The organism is Frankia sp. Mgl5 (assembly GCF_023242985.1).
GTDB classification, from domain to species: domain Bacteria; phylum Actinomycetota; class Actinomycetes; order Frankiales; family Frankiaceae; genus Parafrankia; species Parafrankia soli.
On record NZ_JALKFY010000612.1, the window covers coordinates 36,516 to 57,905 of the forward strand.

Sequence of the window (21,390 nt, forward strand, 5' to 3'; positions counted from 1 at the left end):
GCCGCCGCCAGTCTCAGGCTCCGCATGATCACCGTCGTCTCGTTGCCGCGTGTGCTGTGTGTGCCGCGTGTGCTGTGTGGGCTGTGTGGGCCGGTGGACGGACCGTGCCGGGGGAAGATCTCCGCTGTGTCGCCGGGGACGATGCCGACGCTGCCGGGGGCGATGCCGACCTGCCGGAGCGGGGCAGCAGCGGCCGGGGGTCGAAGGCAGCCCGAATCCGTGTGCCGTGCCCACGCCAGCGGCGGTCAGGTCGACGTCCAAGAGCGCGGATGGTGAGGTCGGCCAGCTGCCAGGCCTGGCGGGCGTCGTCCTCGCTCGGTTCGGCCGCGGCGAACAGCGCCCTGGTGACCAGTGGCGCCAGCGAGCCGAGATGGTGCGCCGCCGGGGCGCAGTCGGGCAGCGCATCGGCTCGGGCCACGGCCTCCCGTGGGGTGAGCGCGGTGGCGCCGGTCAGACCGTGCTCGGCGAGCCGGTCGCCGACCTCCCGCCAGGCGGCTTCGGTCCGGGTGGTCGGGGTGCCGACGCGGCGCCGTCGCCGGCGGCGGCGGCGCTTCTCCGCCGGAACCAGCGCGAGCAGGAGCAGCGCCACCGCGGCGACCGCCGCCGGGTAGCGGAGCCACGCCCACCTCCGGCCGGTTCCCGGCCCGCCCCGGGTGGACGCGCCGGCCGGGTCGAGCTGGGGAACGACGACGGGGGTGACCACGTCCACGCTCCGCTCCTGCTGGCTGGTGTCATCGGTGATCGGGCGGTCGACCGGCGGTAGGGCGAGCCCGAGCCGGCTGATGTCGGTGGGTTCGAACGGAACCCAGCCGAGCCCCTCCAGCGCGACCTCCGGCCAGGCATGGGCCTGCCGGGTCGTCACGTGGAACACCCCGTGGCCGTCGCTGGACTGCTGGTCCAACAGGTAGCCGACCGCGATCCGGGTCGGGAACCCCTGGGTGCGGGCGAGGACGGCGAACGCGGCGGCGTGCTGCTCGGCATACCCGCGGCTGTCCGCGTCCACGTCCGCGTCGGTGCCGGTGCCGGTGTCTGTGCCCGTCGGGCTGCCCCCGGCCCCGAGGAACCGGGCGATGACGCCGTAGGAGTGGCCCGGACGGGCGTCGCCGTCGTAGGGGAAGCGTTGCGGATCACGCAGGTACCGCTCCAGCGCGACGAGCTTGTCGTAGGGCGTCGCCGCCGTGCCCGTCACCTCGTCGGCGATCTGGGTCAGCTCGGGGGCGAGCCCGGGCGGCAGCGCCATCACGTGGTCCGTCGCGGGTCCGACCGCCGCGCGGGCGAGGCGGAGATCCTCCGCGCCGGGGGTGGAGACCTCGGCGCGGAGCTGGTAACCATCCCCCGCGCGGGGGATGGACGTCGCCGCGACAGCACCCGATCCGGCCTGGACGGAGACCTCCCGCCCATGCAGCGCGACCGGCACACCGACCGCCGGCAGCAGCGTCTGGCCCCACGACTCGAAGGACACATCCAGGCCCACCCGAGCGGTGGGGGCCGTCACGGCCGGGCCGTCCTGGGGCAGCGTGCCGCCCGCGCGCAGGAAGAGTCCGTCGTCGGCCCAGGTCGCCCCGTCGAAGTCGCCGAGCGCGGCGATCCGTAGCCGGTCGACGGGCAGCCGTCCGCCGGTGGCGGACAGGCTTGCGGTGAACAGCGACCGCGGCGGGTTCGCCCGCAGCTGGACCTGGACCTGGGCCAGCGGGTCGAGCAGCGACGCCGCCTCGACCGGTGGCGTCCGGTGCTCCCGCGGGTCGAACCGCTGGTCGCCGTCGGCGAGTGGGAGAACGCTCGCGCCCACGGTGGCGACCACGGCAGCGCCGGCGACCAGGGGCAGCCCGAACGTCGACCAGCCGGTGCCCGCGCCCGCGCTCGTTCCGTTGGCCTGGGACGTCCTGAGCAGCACCAGCACGAGGGCGGTGAAGGTGAAGCAGCCGGTGAGCAGCACCTGCGAACGTCCACCGGCGGCCGTGACGACCAGGGTGGCGACCTGAGCGAGCACCGTCGGCAGGAGCGGGAGCAGCACCGACTCGGTGCGGCCGGCGAGTACGACGGCGGCGAACGTGGCCGCCCACAGCAGCAGGCTCGGGACGAGCAGCAGCTCGCCGGTCGGGTCCGCCGGCAGGCCGACGGTGAGCAGATCCGCCCAGCTTTCGCGCAGTGCGCCGGCGAACGCCGCCGGGCCGGCACCACCCTGGGCGCCGACGCCGAACAGCACGGCCAGCGCATACACCAGCCAGCCGCCGGCGGCGGCCGGCACGATCAGGTCGATCTTCCGGAGCCGGCTGGACGTCGCCGCCGCCAGCACACCGGCCAGCAGCACCGCACCGCCGAGCGACAGCAGGAAGCCGGTGCCCGCGAAGAAGCCGCGGTAGGCCACCGCCACCTGCACCATCAACAGAACGATCACCGCGGCCTGCACGCGATGGTGCCCCCGCGCCGTCCCAGCCGATGCCGCCGGCACCACGGGCACGCCGTCGGATTCGGGTGCGCCGCGCATGGGCGTGGTGGGCGTGGGCACGGTGGGCGTGCGCTGGCGCGAGGTGGCCTTCGAGGGGACGTCCGCGCCGGTGACCGGAAGCAGCGGGGGCAGTCGCAGGGTGGCCTCGTCGGAGATGTCCTCCAGGGGCGGGCCAATCACCGGGCCACCTGTGTGTTCCACGCGGCCACGAAGTCCTCGCTGGTGCGCACGTTGAGCACCAGGGCGCCCCGCACCACCGGACCGGGTCGTCCCGGCACCGCACCGACCTGGATGAGGCTCACCATCGCGAACCGCGGGCGGACAGTCGACACCACGGCGCCTGCCACCGAGGAGGTCTGACCGGTCACGACCCCGAGGACCACCCCGCTGTCGCGGGGCACCATCCCGGTCAGTGTCGTCAGGCCCGGGTCGCCCGCGTCGGTCTCGACGCCGGCAAGCAGGTCGAGGACCGCCATCGACGCAGCCTCGCCGCGTTCCGCGACCGCGCGCAGGCCACCGGTGGTGCGCACCTCGATGGGGAAGCCGTGCGTCACCGCGGCAGCGGCCAGTGAGGCGGCGATGCGCACCGCGTCCTCGAAGCAGCCGTCCCGGAAGCGGGGTCCGTCAGAGTAGGGCGCGGCGCTGGTGTCGAGCACGACCAGCATCCGCGGCTCCCGCGGCACCACGTTGTGGCGGACCATGAGGGTGCCGGTCCGCGCGGTCGAGCGCCAGTGGACGAGCCGCAGGTCGTCGCCGCGAACATAGTCGCGCAGGCCGTGGAAGGCCACCCCGCCGGGTGCGGCGACGGCCGTCGTCGGCCCGTCCAGGTCCGGCGAGCCGCCGGTCGGCAGGGGCACGACCGGCAGCAGCTTCGGGTACACCCGCAGCACCGAGCGGGACGGGAACCCCCGCCGCACATGCATCAGCCGCAGCGGGTCGGCGTGCCCGAGGGTCAGCGGCCCCACCTCGAACACCCCGCGCCGCGTCGTCGGCAGCGGGTACTCGGCCTGCTGGCGGCCTCCCGGTGGCAGGCTCGCCACCGCGATCCCGACCCGCTGCCCGCCCACGGACTCGCCGGCGACGATCGGCGGCGATCGCCGCCGCGCCGTGTTGGTCACCACCAGGACGCCACGGGCCACCTCGCCCTCGGCAACCCGGTCCGGACGGATCTCCCGCTCGATGGTGACGTCGGGCCGGGCGAGCATCCAGCCGGCGGCCGCGACCACGACCGCCGCCGCGCCCAGACCGAGAACGACCAGCTCCGGGTAGTCGAGCAGGATCCCGGAGACGACGAGCACCCCCGCGGCCACGATCATCGTGGCGCCGGATCTCGTGATCACCGGCTGGCCAGCCGCTGGTTCGGGACCGGGATCGAGGCGATCGCCTCGCCCAGCAGATCGGCCGCGCGCAGGCCCGACATCTCGGCCTCGGGGCGCAGCAGCACCCGGTGCGCCAGCACGTACGGCGCCAGCTCCCTGATGTCGTCCGGGGTCGCGTAGGTGCGGCCGTCGGCGGCCGCGTACGCCTGCGCGGCTGCGGCGAGCGCCAGCGCGCCCCGGGTGCTCACCCCGAGACGCACCTCAGGTCGGTGCCGGGTCGCGGCGGCGAGGGTCACAATGTACCCCAGCAGCTGGGTGGACAGATGCACCCGGCGGGCGATCCCGATCATTCGCTCGAGGTCGGCGAGGGTCAGCACGGATGGCACGGTCGCGGCGGACTGGCCGCCACGGCGGTTCGCCAGCACCTCCACCTCGGCGGCGTGGTCGGGGTAGCCGATCGTCAGCCGCATCATGAACCGGTCGATCTGCGCCTCGGGAAGGTCGTACGTCCCGCCGTGCTCGACCGGGTTCTGGGTGGCCACGACGACGAACGGGCGCGGCACCGGGACCGGCTCGCCATCCACCGTGACCTGCTGTTCCTCCATCACCTCCAGCAGTGCCGACTGCGTCTTCGGCGAGGCACGGTTCACCTCGTCGGCCAGGATGACGTTGCCAAACACCGGGCCCGGCTGGAACTCGAACGCGCTCGTCCCGGCGTTCCACACCTGCACGCCGGTGACGTCGGTGGGCAGCAGGTCCGGCGTGAACTGGATGCGTCGCATCGTGCCGGCGACCGAGTTCGCCACCGCCTTCGCGAGCGACGTCTTGCCCGTCCCGGGGACGTCGTCGATCAGCACGTGGCCCTCGGCCGCCATGCACACGGCGACGAGCCGCACGATCTCGGTCTTGCCCCGGATCAGCGTCTCCACGTTGCGGACGAGCGCCGCGCCGCGTTCGGCGAACCAGGCCGCCTCGCTCGCGTCCAGCAGAGATTCCGTCATTGGTTTTTCCCCCCGAATCGAACGCGGCGGACGTTGTCCCGCCGCCGCACACCATCACCAGGCCAGAGCCGTCATCCAGCCAGAGCCGTCATCAGGTCGAAGCCGCTGTCAGGTCAGAGCCAGCACCATGGCCACCAGCAGGCAGAGCGCGCCCAGGAGCACCACCGCGACGACCGCCGTCCGGTACCCGAACCTGCGGTACTCGGCGTCGGATCCGGTGCGGATCACGACCCGCGGTTCATCGCCGACAACCTGCTGCAGCACGGACGGAGCCCGGACCGCACCGCCCGGCCGCGCGAGCGCTCGCGGTACCGGCGGCGACGGCGGCCGTGGTGCTGTCGGCGGCCGTGGCGGCGCGGACGGCTGTGGCGGCTGTGGCGGCGCGGGCGGCTCGACGCGGTTCGCCAGAGCTGTACGCTCCGGGTCCTCCGGCATCCGCCCGACCACACTGACGTCCCGACCCGCGGCGGAGTCGCGGGCCGGGATCCGGAGCGTGATGTCCTCGCCCGCCGCGAGAGCGCGGATGTCGTCATCGAGGTCCAGGACCAGGCCCGCGCGCTCCAGCCAGCCCGGGCCGAGCGACTCGTAGCTGGCGCGGGCCAGCGCGGCGGAGAAGTCCCGCGCTGTCCGGTACCGGTCGTCGGGGCGCTTCTCCAGCGCCCGCAGCACGACGGCACCGAGCGGTGCGGGTGACCCGCGCAGGGGCGGCGGCGGCGCGCCGAGATGGCTGCGGCGGAGCCCCTCGAACGACTGCGCGTCCGTCGGCGCCGCCCGGAACGGCGGCCGGCCGGCGAGCAGTTCGTAGAGAATCACGCCAAGCGCGTACAGATCGGTGAACGGGCCCAGCCGCCCGGCCAGGAACTGTTCCGGTGCCATGTACCGCGGGGTGCCGACCGCCGTCGCGGTCTGCAGGGCGGAGCCCGTGTATTCCCGCGCGATCCCGAAGTCGGCGACCTTCAGCCGCCCGCTTCTCGTGAACAGCACGTTCGCCGGCTTCACATCCCGATGCAGCACGCCCCGCTCGTGGGCATAGCCGAGCGCCGCCGCGGTGGCCAGGCCGATCGCACACACCTGCTCCGTGGACAGCCCACGCACGGCCCGCGCGCGCAGCGTGCCACCGTCGAGCAGCTCCATGACGATCAGCGCGAGGCCGTCCCGCGGGATGTAGTCATACACCCGCACGACATGCGGATGGTCAAGCCTGGCGAGAGTGAGCGCCTCCGTTTCGGCATTGTCGGCAGCGCCATCCAACCCGTGCACAATTTTGATGGCTACTTCCCGGCGCAGCCTGTCCTGGCCTGATAAAACCACACCGAAAGCTCCATGGCCGATCTCTCCGCGGATCTCATATCCCGGCAATGCAGCCATGAGCAGGTCGTGCTTGCCGGTCAAGAAGCCGCCCCCCCAGGCACAGTGCAGTGCGCCGCGGCCGGAAGGCCCACGAAAGCCCAGCACTCCACTATCGCAGAACACCCCGCGCCAGATGTGCCATAGCGCGTCCGTTGACAGGATGAAGGTTCGCGTTACCGGTCAGGTGGGTTTCGGAGGGTCGGTACGCCGACCCGCCGGCGCCGGCCGACCTCGAGCTGGCCCCGGCGGTACCGTCCGTCCGATTCGCGTCGTCGACCAGGCACCAGATCCGTCGGGAGTGTCCGACGACGTGCCCCGCTCCGATCCCAGCGACCACGCCGACCGTAATATCATCTCCCGAATCGAACTGGTGTTCCGTACACCTGGCGGTTCCGGGCACTTCGGCCCGCATCGTGACCGTCGTCGGCGTGGTGGTCGCGTCGGCCTTCCTCTTCGGGTTCGGAAATAAATGAGCCGGAGCCGGAACCCGGAGCCTCCCCCCGGTGGTACGAGACGCGAGCCGTCCGGCCGCGCTGGAGCACGAGGCGATGGGCCGATTGCGGATACGAATCGGTTCGACGCATTGCTTGCCAGGGGTTTTCAGCGCCTGCGAACATGCGCTGGAAGGTATCCCGCTTCTCGAGAAACGGCGACCGGCGAATCACGGGAGCGTCCGCAGTGAACAAGATCGGAACAGTTGACGATATTCACGCCGCCGCCACGGCCCTGACCGGCCTCACCGATTTCGGCCCACCCGACTATCACGAGGGGCTTGAGATCATCCTGGCCGCCTACCAGGACGAGGCCGACCTTACGCCGCTCGGCGTCGCGACGGCCCGCGACGAGTTGCGCGACATTCTGGTGGCCCGTCTGTTCAGCGAGGCCGGCTGGCGGCGCTATCCCGAGTACGCCGAGGTTCCGATCGAACGGCCGCTGTTCATCGTCGGAATGCCCCGCACCGGCACGACCACGCTGCACCGGCTGCTGACCGCCGATCCGGCCCACCAGGGCCTGGAACTGTGGCTGGGCGCGGCTCCGCGTCCCCGTCCGCCACGCCCGAGCTGGACCGACGATCCGATCTTCCAGCTCGCCCAGGGGGCGATCCAGGCATTTCTGGATCGGAACCCGGGCTATCTCGGTATCCACAACCGGGACGCGGCGAAGGTCGAGGAATGCTGGCTGCTCACCCGCCAGTCGATGCTGTCGGCCTTCTTCGAGTTCACCGGGCACGTGCCGACCTACTCGAGCTGGCTGGCCGGGCAGGACTGGACCGCCGCCTACGAGCGCCACCGCCGCAACCTGCAGCTGATCGGACTGCCCACACCCGACCGGACCTGGGTGCTCAAGTACTCCGGCCACATGCTGTGCCTGGACGCTCTGCTGGCCACCTATCCGGACGCGTTGATCGTGCACACCCACCGCCGGCCGGCCAGCACCGTGCTCGGCTCGGCCTGCAGCATGGTGAGCCGGCTCGCGGCGGGCAAGTCCACCAGCTTCCACGGCGACGCGATCGGCCCGGCCCTGCTGGAGCTGGCCGACCGCGCCCTGACCCGCTTCGCGGCGGACCGGGCCCGCCACGACCAGGCCCATTTCCACGACGTGGAGTTCGACGAGTTCACCGCCGACCCCCACGGGGTCATCGCCGGGATCTACGACCGGCTCGGCCGCCCGGTGCCCGAGCCCGCCCGCGCCGCCATGGCCGAGGTCCTCGCCGAGGACGACCGGCTGCGGTCCCACCGTTATGACCTGGCCGAGTTCGGCGTCACCGCCGAGCAGGCCGACGCCCGCCTCGCCGGTGTGGTCTGACCGCCCACCGCACCGAACGGAGGACATGATGACCACGACGACGCCCACCCGGACGGCGGACGCGGCCCTGGCCCGGTGGGGATTCTCCGAATGGACCGCGCGGACCCGACGGACCGGCGAGTTCATCGACACCCCTGAGCTGGACGGGGTCAACGACGCGGTCATCAGCGTCGGCGGCCGCCCTATGGTCAACTTCTCCGGCATCGGCATCCTGGGCTGGCAGCACGACCCGGAGGTCCGCGGGGTCTTCGCCGCCGCGGCGGCCGAGTACGGCCTGGTCGTCGGCGGTTCGCGGCTGGTCCAGGGCCTCTCCCGGCCGCATCTGGAACTCGAGAAGCTCGTGGCCGAGATCACCGGCCAGGATAAGGCACTCACCTTCGCCACCGGCCTGCTGGCGAACCTCGGTTTCGTCCACGCGATGAAGGCCCGGTTCTCGTTCGCCGGCGAACCCGGGGTGGACAACGCCGACATGGTCCTGGTGCTCGACTGGGACAGCCACTGGAGCATGTGGAAGGCCGCCGACGGGTTCAAGTACGGGCGCAACCTGTTCGCCTTCCGGCACAACGACGTCGCGGAGCTGCGGACGCTGCTGGCCGAGCTGGGCGACCGGCGGGTCGTGGTCGGTTTCGAGACGGTCTACTCGTCCGACGGCTCGATCGCCCCGGTGGGTGAGATCCTTGATGCCTGCGAGGAGTTCGGGGCGGTCAGTTTCGTCGACGACGCCAACGGGTTCATGGCGTACGGCAACGGTGGCCACCGGTTCGCGGCGGAATACGAGGCGCTGCGCCGCGCCACCTTCCGGATGGTGTCGTTCGGAAAGGCCGTCGGTCTGTCCGGCGGCGCCATCGTCGGGCCGGCGGACGCCATCGACGCGTTCCGTTTCCTGTCAGGCACGTCGATTTTCACGACGAACATCCAGCCACCAACCGCGCAGGCCGTCACGCACGTGCTCGAGCGGATGCGGCGCGACCCGTCGGTGATGGAGCGCTATCTCGACCGGATTGACCGGCTGCGGGAACGTCTGATCGCGATCGGTTGCTCCATTAATTCCACGCCAACCTTCGTCACCTCGATCGCCGTCGGTTCCAACGAGACCGCCGTGCGGGTGCGGCGGGACTTTTTCGAGCGCGGCTACCTGGTGCCGATTTTCGTCTATCCGGCGGTCCGGAAAAACGAGGCGGTGATCCGCCTGCTCGTGAACGACCGGCTGTCCGACGAGCAGCTCGACGGTTTCGTCGACACGCTGGCCGAGCTCCGGACGATCCACGGCTTCTGACACCGCCCAGCCCGCCGCGGGCCGGGCCGGGCCGAGCGAGGGGCACCATGGATTCCCAGTCACCAGATCCCGCGTCACCGTCCGCGTCGGTCGCCCGGCCGCTCGCCCCGTCGGTCGCCCGGCCAGCACCTCGGCCAGTCGCCCTGGTCACCGGGTGTTCGAGCGGCATCGGCCTGCGCAGCGTCCCGGCGCTGGTCCGGCGGGGGTTCCACGTCGTCGCCACCCTGCGCGACCTGGACCGCCGCGGGGCACTCGACAAGGTCGCCGACGAGCACGTCACGGTGCTCCGGGTGGACGTCACCGACCAGCGGACGATCGACGAGACCGTCGCCGCCGTCCTGGCCGCGACCGGCCGTATCGACGTACTGGTCAACAACGCGGGAACGGCGCCGCCGAACTTCGTCGAGGAGGCACCGCTGGCGCAGTGGCGATCGGTGTTCGAGACCAACCTGTTCGGCCAGGTCGCGATGACCAACGCCGTCCTGCCCGCGATGCGGGCCCGGGGCCGGGGCCGGGTGGTGATGGTCTCCAGCGTGGGCGGGCGGGTGCCGACTCCCATGCTCGGCGTCTACTGCGCCTCGAAGTTCGCCCTCGAGGGGTACGCCGAGACCCTGCGGCTGGAACTGCGGCACTCGGGCATCGACGTGGCGCTGGTCGAACCGGGCTCCTACCGGACGGCGATCTACGACACGCCGCTGCTGGACGCCCCCGTCCCGGTCGAGTCGCCCTACGCGGACGACTTCGTCCGGCTGCGCGCCTTCTACGGCGAGTACATCGCCCACCACCTGCGCGATCCCGACGAGGTCGCGGAACTGGTCGCGACCCTGGCCGCCCGGCCGCGCCGGCGCCTGCGCCATCCGGTCGGCACCGACGCCTGGATCAAGCTCGCGCTGCACGCCCTGCTCCCCTGGCCGGCCTACGAGCGGCTGACCCGGCGGCTGATCGGCCTGCGGCCGTAGACGCCGCCGAGTCAGCCGGGCCGTCCGGCCAAGCCCGCCTTTTCCGCCTTTTCCGCCGGTTCAGCCAGATCAGCCAGCAGGATCGGCACGAGGCGCTCCTCGTAGATCGCGATGTTGTGCGCGCGGACGGCCTGGGCCAGATCGGCGTCCCAGGGCGCTTCACTGACCTGCCCGGGCCGCGCTGTCCGTCCGTCCTCGGTGCCGGACCCGGGCGTCGCCGCACCCGGGAGCGCGGCGACGTAGTCGGCGGTGCTCATGCGCCACGGCACGGCGCCGGAGCGGGCCATGACGTGGGCGGCGATGCGCAGCCCGTCGCCGTCGAAGTCGCCGTGGTAGCGCAGGCGCAGACCTGCCTGCGCGAGCTGGTGCAGGAGCAGAACGGCGGCGCTGGACGGCCAGCCCGAGGTACACACCAGCGGTGGGCAGCGCGCGCCGAAGCGCCCGATCGCCATCGCGATGACCGACGGGTTCTCCACGACCCCCACCGTCACCGCACCCCCACGCTCCTCGCCCGCACCGGTGCCGGTGCCGGTGCCGGTGCCGGTGCCGGCGTCACCGTTGGCCCCGCGGCCCCGGCCGGCCTCGGCCTCCCGGCCGGCCCCGGCCTCCCCGGCCTCCCCGCCCGCTCGGGCCGTTCCCGCTCTCGCCATCCGCAGGCCGGGGCAGGCCCGGAGCTGGGCCAGGGTGACGATGCTGGCCTGGCCCACGTCAGCCCACAGCCGCAGCGCGCGGCTCAGCGCGTCGTCGCCGGTGGGGCGCAGACCCGCGACGAGCGCCTGGGCGGAAAGTGCGTCGCAGGCGACCCCGGCGCGTTCCCACAGCATGCGGCGTTCCCCCGCGCCGGTCGGCGCGGGCACGCCGTACCGGGCGGCGAGACCGCGCAGGACCAGGGTTGACAGCCGTGTCCCGTCGTCGAGCGCGTGGGTGCGGCCGAGCAGCGCGTCGGCGAGGGCAGGCAGCGGACGTCCGTCCGCCGGGCAGGCCGCGAGGACGCGGAGCGCGGCGCCGAGCAGGGCGCGGGTGTTGTCCACCGAACCGTCGACGAGCCCGGCCCGCCGCGCGTCGGCGGCCCAGGGGCGCAGCGCCGGCTCGGCGACGACGACGGGGTGCGCGGTCAGCCAGTCCCACAGCTCGCTCCGGGCGTGCGCGGCGGCGGCGCGGGAGCCGGCCCGGTCACCGATCGGGCCCAGCAGTGCCTCGGCGACGGCACGGGTGTCGACGCCGAAGGTGGCGGTCAGCAGGGCGTCGAGGCGGTCCAGACGGATGGTGGTGCGCGGGCCGGGCAGCCGGTCCAGGCCGAACAGGTCGGCGAGCGCGGACTGCTGGTCCTCGCCGAGGGGCCCGACCCGCACCGAGGTGACCGGACGTCCGGTCGAAAGGCGGTCGTGCACTGCGCCCCACAGCGGTGCGAGCGCCGGGCCACCGAGGGCGTCGATGATCGCGGCACGTCCCGACGGCCGTCCCGACGGCCGTCCCGACGACTGTGCCGGCGACTGTGCCGACGTCACAGGGCCCGGCCGTCGGCGTCGGTGAGCCGCTGACCATTCCAGGTGAAGCGGGCGGTGGTGACCGCGTCGTCAGTGCCGTCCCCGGTGATGAGCGTGTGGATCGCGATCCCGTCGAGCTCGCGGTACGTGCACCACTCGTGATCCGAAGTGATCATCAAGTCGAGGTCGAGGGAGGCGAGTAGCTCGAAGACCTGGCCGCGGTTCGTGCTGTCGACACCGACGAAGACCTCGTCGAGAAGGATCAGGCGGGGTGCGGTCGGTGCGGACTGGTAGTGCGCGGCGAGGGCCGCGAACAGCGGCAGATGCAGCGCGATGGCCTTCTCCCCGCCGGACAGCGCGCCGTGCAGCTTCTTGGTCAGCGGCTGCCAGCCCTGCTCGGTCCCCCGGTCGATGCGGACGATGAACTGGTGCCACGCCGTGTAGTCGAAGACCTGCAGCAGCAGCTCCTCCCATCCCGTGGTGTCATCCTTGTCGCGGGCATCGTCGAGACGCCCGCGCAGGAAGGTGTGCAGGGCGTCGCGGTCGGCGGCGCCGAGCTGGGTCGGGTCACGCAGGAGCAGGTCACGGGCCTGGCGGGTCGCGACGGGCAGCGCCGGGTCGACCCGCCACAGGATCTGAACGGCGATCTTCGACGCGGTGCGCACCTTCTCCAGACGGCTGTTCATGTCGGCGACGAGCGCGTTCGCCTGGCGGATCCGGTCAGCGAGGTGCCGGCGGGTGTTGCCGGTCAGGGTGCGGTCGAACAGGTCGCGCTCACCCTCGGTGATCTCGGTGCGGGCACGGTCGCGTTCGTCGCGGATGCCGTCGTGCAGATGGGCGACGCCGACCCGGATGCCGTCGACCGCCGCGGTGAGGATCTGGATGTCCTCGTCGGGGTCGACGACGAGCTCGGCCCGGTCGGCGAGGATCTGCCGGCACTGGTGCAAGGCGTCGGTCAGCCGGGTCTCGGCATCCTTGATGTTGCGCACGGTGTGCGGGACGGACCCGAGCGTGGCCGCGGCGGAACGCGCCTGGTCGAGGGTCGCGCGCACCCCGTCGGCCGGGGACAGCCGCAGGTCCAGCCGCGCGTCGGCGGCCAGGGTGCTGATGCCGAGCCGCCGGAATCCACCGGCCTGGGCGTCTCGGCTTTCGACGGCGTCGCGCCGCCGCTCCTGGTCGACGACACGCTGGGTGTTGAGCTCGCCGACGCGGGCGTCGAGTGTGCGCAGCGACCCACGCATCGTCATCCGTGCCGTCGCCAGCTCCCCCATCCGGTTACGCAGGCCGGTGATCTCGTCGAGGACCTGGCGGTACCCGGGACCGATCGCCGCCTCGACGCCGGCGAGCTTGGCGGCGACCCGCTCGGCCTCACCGTCCCGGTCCGCGGACGACTCCACGAGCGTCTGCGCGGCCTCCTGGGAGGTGGCCGCCACCTCGGCGGCGGCGACCGCGGCCGCGCCGGTCGCGACGGCATGCTGGTGACGGTCGAACCAGTCGTCGGCGAGCCGGCGGAAGATGTCGACGGCCTCCTCGACGGTGTCGAGGGCGGCCCGTTCGGTCGGCAGCCCGTGCTCGGCGCCCACGGCGGTCAGGGCCCGGGTCGCGACGCTGACGGCCGCAGCCGCCTCCCGCAGCCCTTCGACGGACCGGCTGACCAGGTCGGCACGCGCGCCGAGGTTCGCCTCCGCGGTGTCGAGGGCGGCACGGGCGTCGTGGACGGCCTGATGCGCGGGCTGGGCCCGACGGTCGGCCGCGATCCGTTCCCGCCGTGCGCGCAGCTCGCCGCGCTCCCGGTCCAGGTCGGCGAGGATGTCGTCCAGCGTGCTGATCAGTGCGGTCAGCTCGGCGAGGCGGCGGCGCCGGGCCCGGTCGCGGGCGAGCGCGCCAATGTGGGCGGGTTCGGTCTTCGACCAGCTGCCGCGCAGCGCGGCCAGCCGCCAGGTGCCGTCGGCACCGACCGCGATCGGATGCCCGCCGGAAACACCGGACGCGCCGGCGGGGCCGGGGGCGGCCACCGCGGGCGCGCTTCCCGCGGGCGCGCTTCCCGCGGGCGCGGCCGCCTCGGGCGTTGCGGCGGCGAAGGCGATTGTGGCGATCAGGCGCCGTACCCGGTCGGCGGGCACGGCGGCGTCCGGCTCGGGTTCGAGTACCGTGCTCAGGCCACCTCCCGGGGCCGACGGGAGAAGATCGGCATCGAGATCGGTGTCATGCCCGGCGACGACCAGCCGGCCCGTCGGGAACACCCAGGCGTCGAGCAGACCGGAAGCCTCCAGCGCCGCCTCGACGCCTGCCTGCGTGGCAGGGTCGACGCCGTCCCGGAAGGACACCAGCCGCCACAACGGGGCGCCGGGACGTCCGGTGCGGTCGGCGGTGCGGGTGGGCGGGGCGGCCGGCGGCAGCTCGGTGGCGGTCGCGAGATCGTCCCGTTCGGCGGTGTGCCCGGCGTGTTCGGTGGCCCGCTCGGCCTGGTCCCGGGTCAGCTCAGCGGTCCGGGCCGCGATCGCCTCCAGCAGCGGGCCCGCGGTCGCTTCGACGAGCCGCAGCACGTCGGGTTCGCTCTCCACCGCGGCGAGCAGCGCGGCCAGGTCGTCGAAGCGCAGCTCGGCACAGCCGGCGGCCCACCGGGCCAGTGCCTCGCCGAGCGCCGTCACCTCGTCGGCGTACACCGCGGCCGCGGTGTCGCGGTCCGCCGTGGCGGCGGCCAGTGCCTCGCGGGCGTGTTCGAGGCGCCGCTCGGCACCGGTCCGCGCGGTGACCGCCGACTCGCGGTCGCCCAGCGCGCGGCGCACGGCGCGAAGCTGCCGGACCCGGGCGTCGACCGCCGCACGGACCAGGACCCGCGGCCGCGCCGCGCCGGCCCGCTCCACGCGAGCCCGCTCCATGCGAGCCCGCTCCATGCCGGCCTGCCCCACCCCGGCGCCGGCCTGCCCCGCCCCGGCGCCGACCGGCCCGGGCCGCGCCACCCCGACCGCCTGATCGGCCACGATGGCGGCGATGGAGTCGTAGGTGATGGCCAGGCCGGCCCGGTCGGCGGCACCGCGGGCGTGGTCGCGCGCCGCCGCGCTCTCGGTCGCGGCCCGCGCGGCGGCCGCCTGGCTCCTCCCGGCGGTCTCCTGATCGGTATCCGCTCGGGTCCGCGCCTGCCGGGCCTGCCGGCGGGCGTCCTCGGCGCGCCCGGCCGCGTCCCGGGCGTCCCGGCGCAGCTCGTCGAGCTGGCCGCCGGCCCGGTAGGCCTCGCTGAGTATCAGGCCCTCGATACGCGCCTCGAGCCGCTCCCGCTCGCTTTCGGCGGCGGTGACGCGCTCGTCGAGCGCGTCACGTTCCGCCACGACGCGTTCGTACTCCGCCTGGCTCTCCCGAGCCGTACGGGTGATGTCGTCCAAAGTGCTGGTGGCGGAGATGAGCCCACCGGCGGCCGCCCGCAGCACCCGGCCCGCGTAGGCCCGCTGGCGGTCGGCGAGCAGCCGGGCGGCCTCCACCTCCTCGTCGAGGCGGCGGATGTTCTCCCGCTGGCGGTCCAGGCGTTCGAACCCCTCGGCGAGCTCGGCGATCTCGGCGGTGCCCAGCGGCGGCAGCGCCCGGGAGAGCAGCGTCGACAGCAGGGACGGGTCGAGCCGCTCCGACAACTTGGGGGTGCGCAGCTGCAGCATGGCGGTGATCAGAGCGCTGTAGCGCTGCTCGTTCAGTCCACCGAACAGCGCGGCGCGGACGACCGCCCGGTAGTCCGCCGCGCTGTCGTACACCTGGCCGGTGTCCCCGAGGTCGGCCGCCAGCCGCTTGCGGGTCAGTGGGGCGTTTGCCTCGTCGACCACGCTCAGCCCACCGGGCTGGCCGATCCGCCGGCTGGTCGTGAAGTAGTCCGCCGACACCGTGGTGGTGTGCTGGGACGCCTGGAGCCGTGCACCGCAGGTGAACCAGCGTCCACCGTCGCCGTCGGACGCCTCGCCCACGCCGACGGACGCGGCGGCGCGCAGGTCCTTCCCGGCGTCCGCGCCCGCGCCCGCGTCGACGTCCATGTCGGCGTGGGTGTCGGTGTCGGTGCCGGTGCCGAAGCGGAACTCGATCCAGACGTAGCCGACGCGGGTCCGGCCGCTGGCGCCGTCTCCCATCAGGTTCCAGTGCATGGTGCGTTCCGAACCGCCGAACGTCGACAGCCTCCGGGCCTGCAGGTTGGCGTCCAGCAGGTAGGGCAGCAGCAGTTCGAGCGCCTTGGACTTGCCCGTCCCGTTGCGTCCGCGCAGCAGCAGCCGGCCACGGTGGAAGCCGAAAATCTCGTCGTAGTACCGCCAGACGTTGACGATCCCGGCGCGGTGCGGCCGCCAGCGTGCGGCTCGGTCGGCCGGCGTGAGCTGGACCGGGCGGAGGGGTGGGTGGATCACTTCCACGCTTCGTCCTCCTCGCCCGACCCGTCGCCCGCCGGGCGGGGCGGCAGGTTCTCCAGCCGCGAACGGTCCTCGTGATGGACGCGGTAGCGCTCCGCCGCGGGCAGCGCCCGTACCAGGGCCGACCCCACGGGGTGGCTCGCGTCCACCGCGGCGAGGCCGAACATGCGCAGTTCGGCGAGCGCGTCCCCGGCGAGCCGCCGGGCACCGTCGTCCGAGCGATACGTCCTGCCCCAGGACGGCAGCCGGTCGAGCAGTCGTCCCGCCGCGACCGTGAGCTGTTCGGCGGTGAGACCGGCCGGCGCGGCACGCAGCGCGTCGAGCAGTGTCAGCGCGGCTATCTTGGCGGTACTTGTGTCGTCGGGGAACCGGCTGTCGGTCGCGAGGCCGTCCGGGTCGACGAGCAGGTAGCCCTCGGCTCGTTCCTCCAGCTCGAACCCGGCCAGCTCGGCGGCCCGCCGGACCTGCGCCCGGCCGGTCGTGGTGGCGAGGTACGCCAGCTGCGCCTCCGTGAGCTCCGCGCGGTACACGACCGGGTCGTCGACCAGGCGCCGGATCACGGAGTGACGCAGCCACAGGTTCCGGCGGGCGTCGGAGACCGTCGGCGCCGCGGACGCCGCGTCCCCGTAACGCGGCTCGACGAGCATCCCGGCGATGAACCGGTCGACATCGATGCCGTCCTCCGTCTCCTTGCCCGCCTCCGTCTCCGCTTCCGCCTCCGTCTCCGTCTCCGTCTCCGTCAGGGTCGGGGCGGTGGCCTCCGGCCCGGCCGGGGTCACCCGTGACGGCGCGGTCGGTGCGGCCAGCAGGCCCACCAGGCGGGCGGTGTCGACCCGGTACAGCACCTTCGCGTCCTCGGACTGCACGTAGGCGTCGGTGACACCGTCCACCGCGCTCACCATGCCGAGCTGTTCCAGGTGCTTCAGGGCGTCGACGTACGCCATCCGCTCCGCCCGGACCGCCGGGTCGAACGGCGGCAGCGCCGCGTCCGCCGCGCAGGCCGCGGAGACCCGGTCGGCCAGCAGCCCGATCGTCGTGACAGGCCCGCCCATCAGCTCCGCGGCGACGACGCAGAAGAGCACGTACCGGCGACGGTCGAACGGCGCCCGCGTCGACCGGGCCCGCCGTGCCGGGCGGGACGGATCCGGCTCCGAACGGATCTTCACGAGCCGCGCGTAGCCGGCCCGCGGTTCGACCAGGACCTGCCAGCCGCAGTAGTAGTCGAACCAGTCGCGGATCGGCCCGCGCCGGCGCCGCACGACATCGAACCCCTCCGGGCTGCCGGTGGACGTCAGCAGCGGACCGCCGAGCAGCAGCCGGATTCCGCGCGCGACGTCCTCCCGCTCGTCCCGGACGTGCTGGTTCGCCGACGAGCTCATCGGCCGGCGCTGGATCCGGGCGCGACCGGAGTCCGGATCGGAGATCCGGCCGGCGCGCTCCGTGCCGGCGGCCCGGGCGGCATGGGCGGCGCGGGCACACTCACGATCGAGGGCTGGATGCCGGGGGCCACCGGCCGGCCGAGGAGCGTGATGTCGACAGTGTGATCAGGCGCGGTGAGGACACCGCGGGGCGTGCGGATCACCGCCAGCCGGCCGTCGCCGGTCGGCCGGGCCACGATCTCCACCTGTCCGTCGGAGGTCGTCGCGCGCCGCGCCCCCGAGCTGTCGACCGGCCCGTCGAGCGCCTGGCCCAGCAGGTCCAGCAGGCGGGCGAGCGCCTCATGATCCAGCGTGCCCAACGCCGACAGCCGGACCGGGCCGTCAGTACGCAGCCGCGCCCACACGGCTTCCAGCTCGGCCCGTTCGCGCCGAGCCCGTTCCTCCCGCTCGCGGCGGACCGCGGCGACGTCGCGGACCCGGCCCGTCCGGCTGAAACGCTCGGCCCGGCCGCCGCGCCGCAGCAGTGTGGACACCTCGACGGACGGCGCCGCCGCCCAGCTCGTCCCGGCGGGGATCAGTTCCGGGTCGGTGTGGCGCAGGTGGGCGTGGCGGGCCGGGGTCAGCCCGAAGGCGGCGCCCCATAGCCGGTGCAGGTCGTCCTCGGCGGGGGCGGCCGCGAACACGCGGGCGAGCACCTGGAAGTCACGCGCCGCGCTCGACGAACGCCGCCGCGACTCTCCGATGCGTTCCAGGGTCGCGAGCAGGGCGACGATCGCGCGCCGTGCCACCGTGTGCAGCTCGTCCGCCCGCGGCCGGGCGCCGTCACCCGGGTCGAACCACAGCCGCAGCCCTTCCCAGCGCAGCCGGCGATGCTCCAGCCAGGCCGGCGCCGGGTCCTGCGCGCCCATCGGCGACAGCTCGGCGCCGAGCAGCGCCCGCCGCCGCAAGGTGGCGACGCCCAGCGACTCGACCCGCCGGATCGCGTCCCGGATGGCCCGCGACCGGTGGTCGAGGTCGGTCACGAACTCCTGCAGGTAGGTCACCGTCGCCCGTTTCACCTCATGGAAGGTGTCGAGGTCGGCGTTCTCCGCGCGCAGCAGCCGCTGCAGCTCGCCGTTGAACTGCTTGGTGTTCGACCGCAGTGCCTCCAGGTGGCTCTCCAGCTCGCTGAGCGTGGTGAAAACCCGGCGATCCGCGGACGTCGGCTCGAGCAGCAGGCCGTACAGGGCGTCGAGCCGGTCCGTGATGGCGTCCAGAACGGCGGTCTGCAGAGCTCCCGCCGACGCGAGCACCGCCAGAGCGTGCTGGACACCGGCGAACGCGGCCTCCCCGCGCCGGGTCAGCGAGTAATGCAGGTTGCCGCGCTCGTACTCGGCGGCGGTGGAGTAGTCCGCGCTGTGGTTCTGGATGACGTCGAGCAGCTGCCACTTACCCAGCTGCGCCAGCGCCCGGCCGAGCTCGTCCGGGTCGAGGTCGCGGAAGAACCCGACGGAGGCCAGCCGCCCGTCGATGTCGTCGAGCCCGAGGGCGGTCTCCAGTCGCTCGTTGGCGTCGCCGAACACGTGCAGGATCGCGGTGTACAGATCAGCGTTCTGCTCGGTCGCGAAGCGGAACATCTCCGGCGGCACGCGACGCGCGGCCATCGACGCCTCCCCGCACTCGCTCACTCCCGCGAAAACTCCGCGAATCCGGCAGCCTTGGTGATCGGCCGCCCAGCTCAGTGTAAGCAGCGGCCTGGCGGCCTGGCTGATAGGGCGGTGGTGGCGGCGGCTGTGGTGGTGGGGGTTGAACCGCAGCACGGCGGCCCGCTCGACAGAGGTGATGGTGGTTCCAGGTCTCAACAGCGGCAGCCGCCGCGGCTACGGTGCGGCACATGACCGGGTCCGCCCCGCTCACCCAGATCCGCTCAGCGGAGCGGACACTCCCTACTGCCGCGGGCCGGGAGCGATGCCCGTGACAGAGAGTGGTGGGACCGGTCTCGCGCTGCGTACCAGTGGACTGCTGCGCCGCACCAGTGGACTGCTGCGCCGCACCGGCCTGGTCGTAGCCGTGCTGGGCGCGCTGTTCCTGGCGTTGGATGTCGCGACCCGGGCCGTGCCGCCCTGGCTGTTCGCGTTCCTGTGGCTCGCCGTCGGGGTCGGCCTGCTCCGCCGACGCCCAGTTAGCCCTCACAAACGCCCAGGTCAGGCTGGGCTGCGCGTCCTGCGGGCGGAGGGGGCGGGTTTTCCTCGGCGGCTGGCGCCGGGCCGCGCGCCGGATTCCCGGCTCGGCCGTTCGGGGCGCAGGTTGAGGGGCTGGCCGGCGATGCGGGTGCGGGTCAACGCCTGCTTGGTGTCCTTGGTCAGGTCGGTGGGAAGTTCGACGAGGCTGTAGTCGGCCCGGATGTCGATCCGGCCGAAGTCCGACCGGTCCAGGCCGCCCTCGTTGGCGAGCGCCCCGACGATCTGGCCCGGGGTGACCCGCTGGCGATGCCCGACCCCGATCCGGTAGGTGGCCCGGACCGGCCGTGGTCCGCCCGCGCCGCGGGCGGGCCTGTCACGGGCAGGCCTGTCACGGGCAGGCGGCGCGGTGTCCGGCGGGAGGAGGAACTCCCCCGGTTCCTGGCGGGTCATCACGGCCAGCGCCGCGGCGAGGTCGGCGAGCGGAACGTCGTGCTCGTGGGTGTAGCCAAGGACCAGGTCCCTGAAAACGGCGTGGGCTGGCGCGTCGAGCGCGGCGGTGATCGCGTCGTGGAACTTCGCGACCCGACGGGCGTTCACCTCCGCCGCGGTGGGCAGCTCCATCTCGGCGAGCGGCTGGCGGGTCGCCTTCTCGATCGCGGCGAGCAGGCCCTTTTCCCTGGGGGTGACGAGCAGCAGCGCCTCACCGCTGCGCCCGGCGCGGCCGGTACGGCCGATGCGGTGGACGTACGACTCCGGGTCGGTGGGGATGTCGTAGTTGACGACGTGGGTGATCCGTTCGACGTCGAGGCCGCGGGCGGCGACGTCCGTGGCGACGAGCAGGTCGAGAGTGCCGTCGCGGAGCTGGGCGATGAGCTTCTCGCGCTGCGGCTGGCCGAGGTCGCCGTTGATCGCCTCCGTGGCGAACCCGCGGCTGCGCAGCCGCTCGGCGACGTCCTCGGTCGCCGACTTCGTCCGCACGAAAATGATCATTGCTTCGAACGGCTCGACTTCGAGGACCCGCGTGAGCGCGTCCATCTTGCGCGGCCCGGCGACGGTCAGGAACCGCTGCCGGGTGTTCGCGGCGGTGACGGTCCGCGCCCTGACGGTGATCTCGGCCGGGTCGCGCAGGTACTGCCGGGAAATGCGGCGGATCGGCGCGGGCATCGTCGCGGAGAACAGCGCGACCTGCTTGGTGTCGGGGGTGTCGGCGAGGATCCGGTCGACCTCCTCCTGGAAGCCCATCCGGAGCATCTCGTCGGCCTCGTCGAGGACCAGCGTGCGCAGCCCGCCCAGGTCGAGCGTCCCGCGTTCCAGGTGATCGATGACCCGCCCGGGAGTACCGACGACGACCTGCGCGCCGCGGCGGATCCCGGCCAGCTGGGGAGCGTAGGCCTGCCCTCCGTAGACGGGCAGTACCTGCAGGCCGGTGATGTGGTGGGCATACCGGCCGAACGCCTCGGCGACCTGCAGGACCAGTTCCCGGGTCGGGGCGAGCACCAGCGCCTGGGTGGCGGCGCTGCGCGCGTCGATCCTGGACAGGATCGGGAGAGCGAACGCGGCGGTCTTGCCGGTCCCGGTCTGGGCGAGGCCGACGACGTCGCGGCCCTCGAGCAGGGCGGGGATCGTGCCGATCTGGATCGGCGACGGCACCTCGTACCCGAGTTCGGTGAGGGCTCGCAGGACCGGGGTACCAAGCCCGAGGTCATGGAACGTCGGCTGGTCTTCGGACTCGGTCACACCTGAGAATACGGTTCCCGCGCGGCAGCCCGGTGAGAACGGGGCTGATCCGGCACGCAGGCCCACCGACGCGACCGGACCCG

At 73.4% G+C, this 21,390-nt stretch carries 12 protein-coding genes; 3 read left to right on the top strand and 9 right to left on the bottom strand.

Annotated elements, in window-relative coordinates; genetic code table 11:
• Positions 1-28: 28 nt before the first annotated feature.
• From MXD62_RS13915 to MXD62_RS13930, 4 genes are all read right to left on the bottom strand, one after another.
• Positions 29-2,629, bottom strand: coding sequence for a transglutaminase domain-containing protein (locus MXD62_RS13915; RefSeq protein ID WP_248829684.1), 2,601 nt, complete (start codon positions 2,627-2,629; stop codon positions 29-31).
• Positions 2,626-3,789 carry a DUF58 domain-containing protein gene (locus MXD62_RS13920; protein WP_248829685.1) on the bottom strand — a complete coding sequence of 388 codons (1,164 nt, stop codon included), beginning with the start codon at positions 3,787-3,789 and terminating at the stop codon, positions 2,626-2,628. Before MXD62_RS13920 ends, MXD62_RS13915 begins: the two co-directional genes overlap by 4 nt.
• Positions 3,786-4,769, bottom strand: coding sequence for a MoxR family ATPase (locus MXD62_RS13925; protein WP_248829686.1), 984 nt, complete (start codon positions 4,767-4,769; stop codon positions 3,786-3,788). Before MXD62_RS13925 ends, MXD62_RS13920 begins: the two co-directional genes overlap by 4 nt.
• Before the next feature lie 108 nt (positions 4,770-4,877).
• Positions 4,878-6,137, bottom strand: coding sequence for a serine/threonine-protein kinase (locus MXD62_RS13930; RefSeq protein ID WP_251081664.1), 1,260 nt, complete (start codon positions 6,135-6,137; stop codon positions 4,878-4,880).
• A gap of 660 nt (positions 6,138-6,797) precedes the next feature.
• Here MXD62_RS13930 and MXD62_RS13935 point away from each other — a divergent pair.
• From MXD62_RS13935 to MXD62_RS13945, 3 genes are read left to right on the top strand one after another with little or no spacing between them, the layout of a single operon-like run.
• Positions 6,798-7,925 carry a sulfotransferase gene (locus MXD62_RS13935; RefSeq protein ID WP_248829688.1) on the top strand — a complete coding sequence of 376 codons (1,128 nt, stop codon included), beginning with the start codon at positions 6,798-6,800 and terminating at the stop codon, positions 7,923-7,925.
• A gap of 28 nt (positions 7,926-7,953) precedes the next feature.
• Positions 7,954-9,201 carry a pyridoxal phosphate-dependent aminotransferase family protein gene (locus MXD62_RS13940; protein WP_248829689.1) on the top strand — a complete coding sequence of 416 codons (1,248 nt, stop codon included), beginning with the start codon at positions 7,954-7,956 and terminating at the stop codon, positions 9,199-9,201.
• A 47-nt stretch (positions 9,202-9,248) separates the two neighbouring features.
• Positions 9,249-10,160 (top strand): SDR family NAD(P)-dependent oxidoreductase, encoded by a 912-nt coding sequence (locus MXD62_RS13945; protein ID WP_248829690.1) that lies wholly within the window; start codon positions 9,249-9,251, stop codon positions 10,158-10,160.
• Between the two features lie 11 nt (positions 10,161-10,171).
• Here MXD62_RS13945 and MXD62_RS13950 read toward each other — a convergent pair whose 3' ends face one another.
• From MXD62_RS13950 to MXD62_RS13970, 5 genes are all read right to left on the bottom strand, one after another.
• Positions 10,172-11,668, bottom strand: coding sequence for a TIGR02679 domain-containing protein (locus MXD62_RS13950; protein WP_248829691.1), 1,497 nt, complete (start codon positions 11,666-11,668; stop codon positions 10,172-10,174).
• Positions 11,665-16,032, bottom strand: coding sequence for a TIGR02680 family protein (locus MXD62_RS13955; RefSeq protein ID WP_248829692.1), 4,368 nt, complete (start codon positions 16,030-16,032; stop codon positions 11,665-11,667). Before MXD62_RS13955 ends, MXD62_RS13950 begins: the two co-directional genes overlap by 4 nt.
• Positions 16,023-17,408, bottom strand: coding sequence for a TIGR02678 family protein (locus MXD62_RS13960; protein ID WP_248829693.1), 1,386 nt, complete (start codon positions 17,406-17,408; stop codon positions 16,023-16,025). Before MXD62_RS13960 ends, MXD62_RS13955 begins: the two co-directional genes overlap by 10 nt.
• Entirely contained in the window at positions 17,405-19,051 is a 1,647-nt protein-coding gene (locus tag MXD62_RS13965; protein ID WP_248829694.1) for a TIGR02677 family protein, read from the bottom strand. The genes MXD62_RS13960 and MXD62_RS13965 overlap by 4 nt, the downstream gene beginning before the upstream one ends.
• A 540-nt stretch (positions 19,052-19,591) precedes the next feature.
• On the bottom strand, positions 19,592-21,307 hold the full coding sequence (locus MXD62_RS13970; protein ID WP_248829695.1) for a DEAD/DEAH box helicase: 1,716 nt from the start codon (positions 21,305-21,307) through the stop codon (positions 19,592-19,594).
• Positions 21,308-21,390 lie beyond the last annotated feature (83 nt).

Excerpts from the sequence above, each read along its gene's own strand:
- MXD62_RS13945 (WP_248829690.1), top strand. The coding sequence starts at position 9,249 with ATGGATTCCCAGTCACCAGATCCCGCGTCACCGTCCGCGTCGGTCGCC.
- MXD62_RS13965 (WP_248829694.1), bottom strand. The coding sequence starts at position 19,051 with ATGGCCGCGCGTCGCGTGCCGCCGGAGATGTTCCGCTTCGCGACCGAG.
- MXD62_RS13925 (WP_248829686.1), bottom strand. The coding sequence starts at position 4,769 with ATGACGGAATCTCTGCTGGACGCGAGCGAGGCGGCCTGGTTCGCCGAA.
- MXD62_RS13940 (WP_248829689.1), top strand. The coding sequence starts at position 7,954 with ATGACCACGACGACGCCCACCCGGACGGCGGACGCGGCCCTGGCCCGG.
- MXD62_RS13930 (WP_251081664.1), bottom strand. The coding sequence starts at position 6,137 with ATGGCTGCATTGCCGGGATATGAGATCCGCGGAGAGATCGGCCATGGA.
- MXD62_RS13960 (WP_248829693.1), bottom strand. The coding sequence starts at position 17,408 with ATGAGCTCGTCGGCGAACCAGCACGTCCGGGACGAGCGGGAGGACGTC.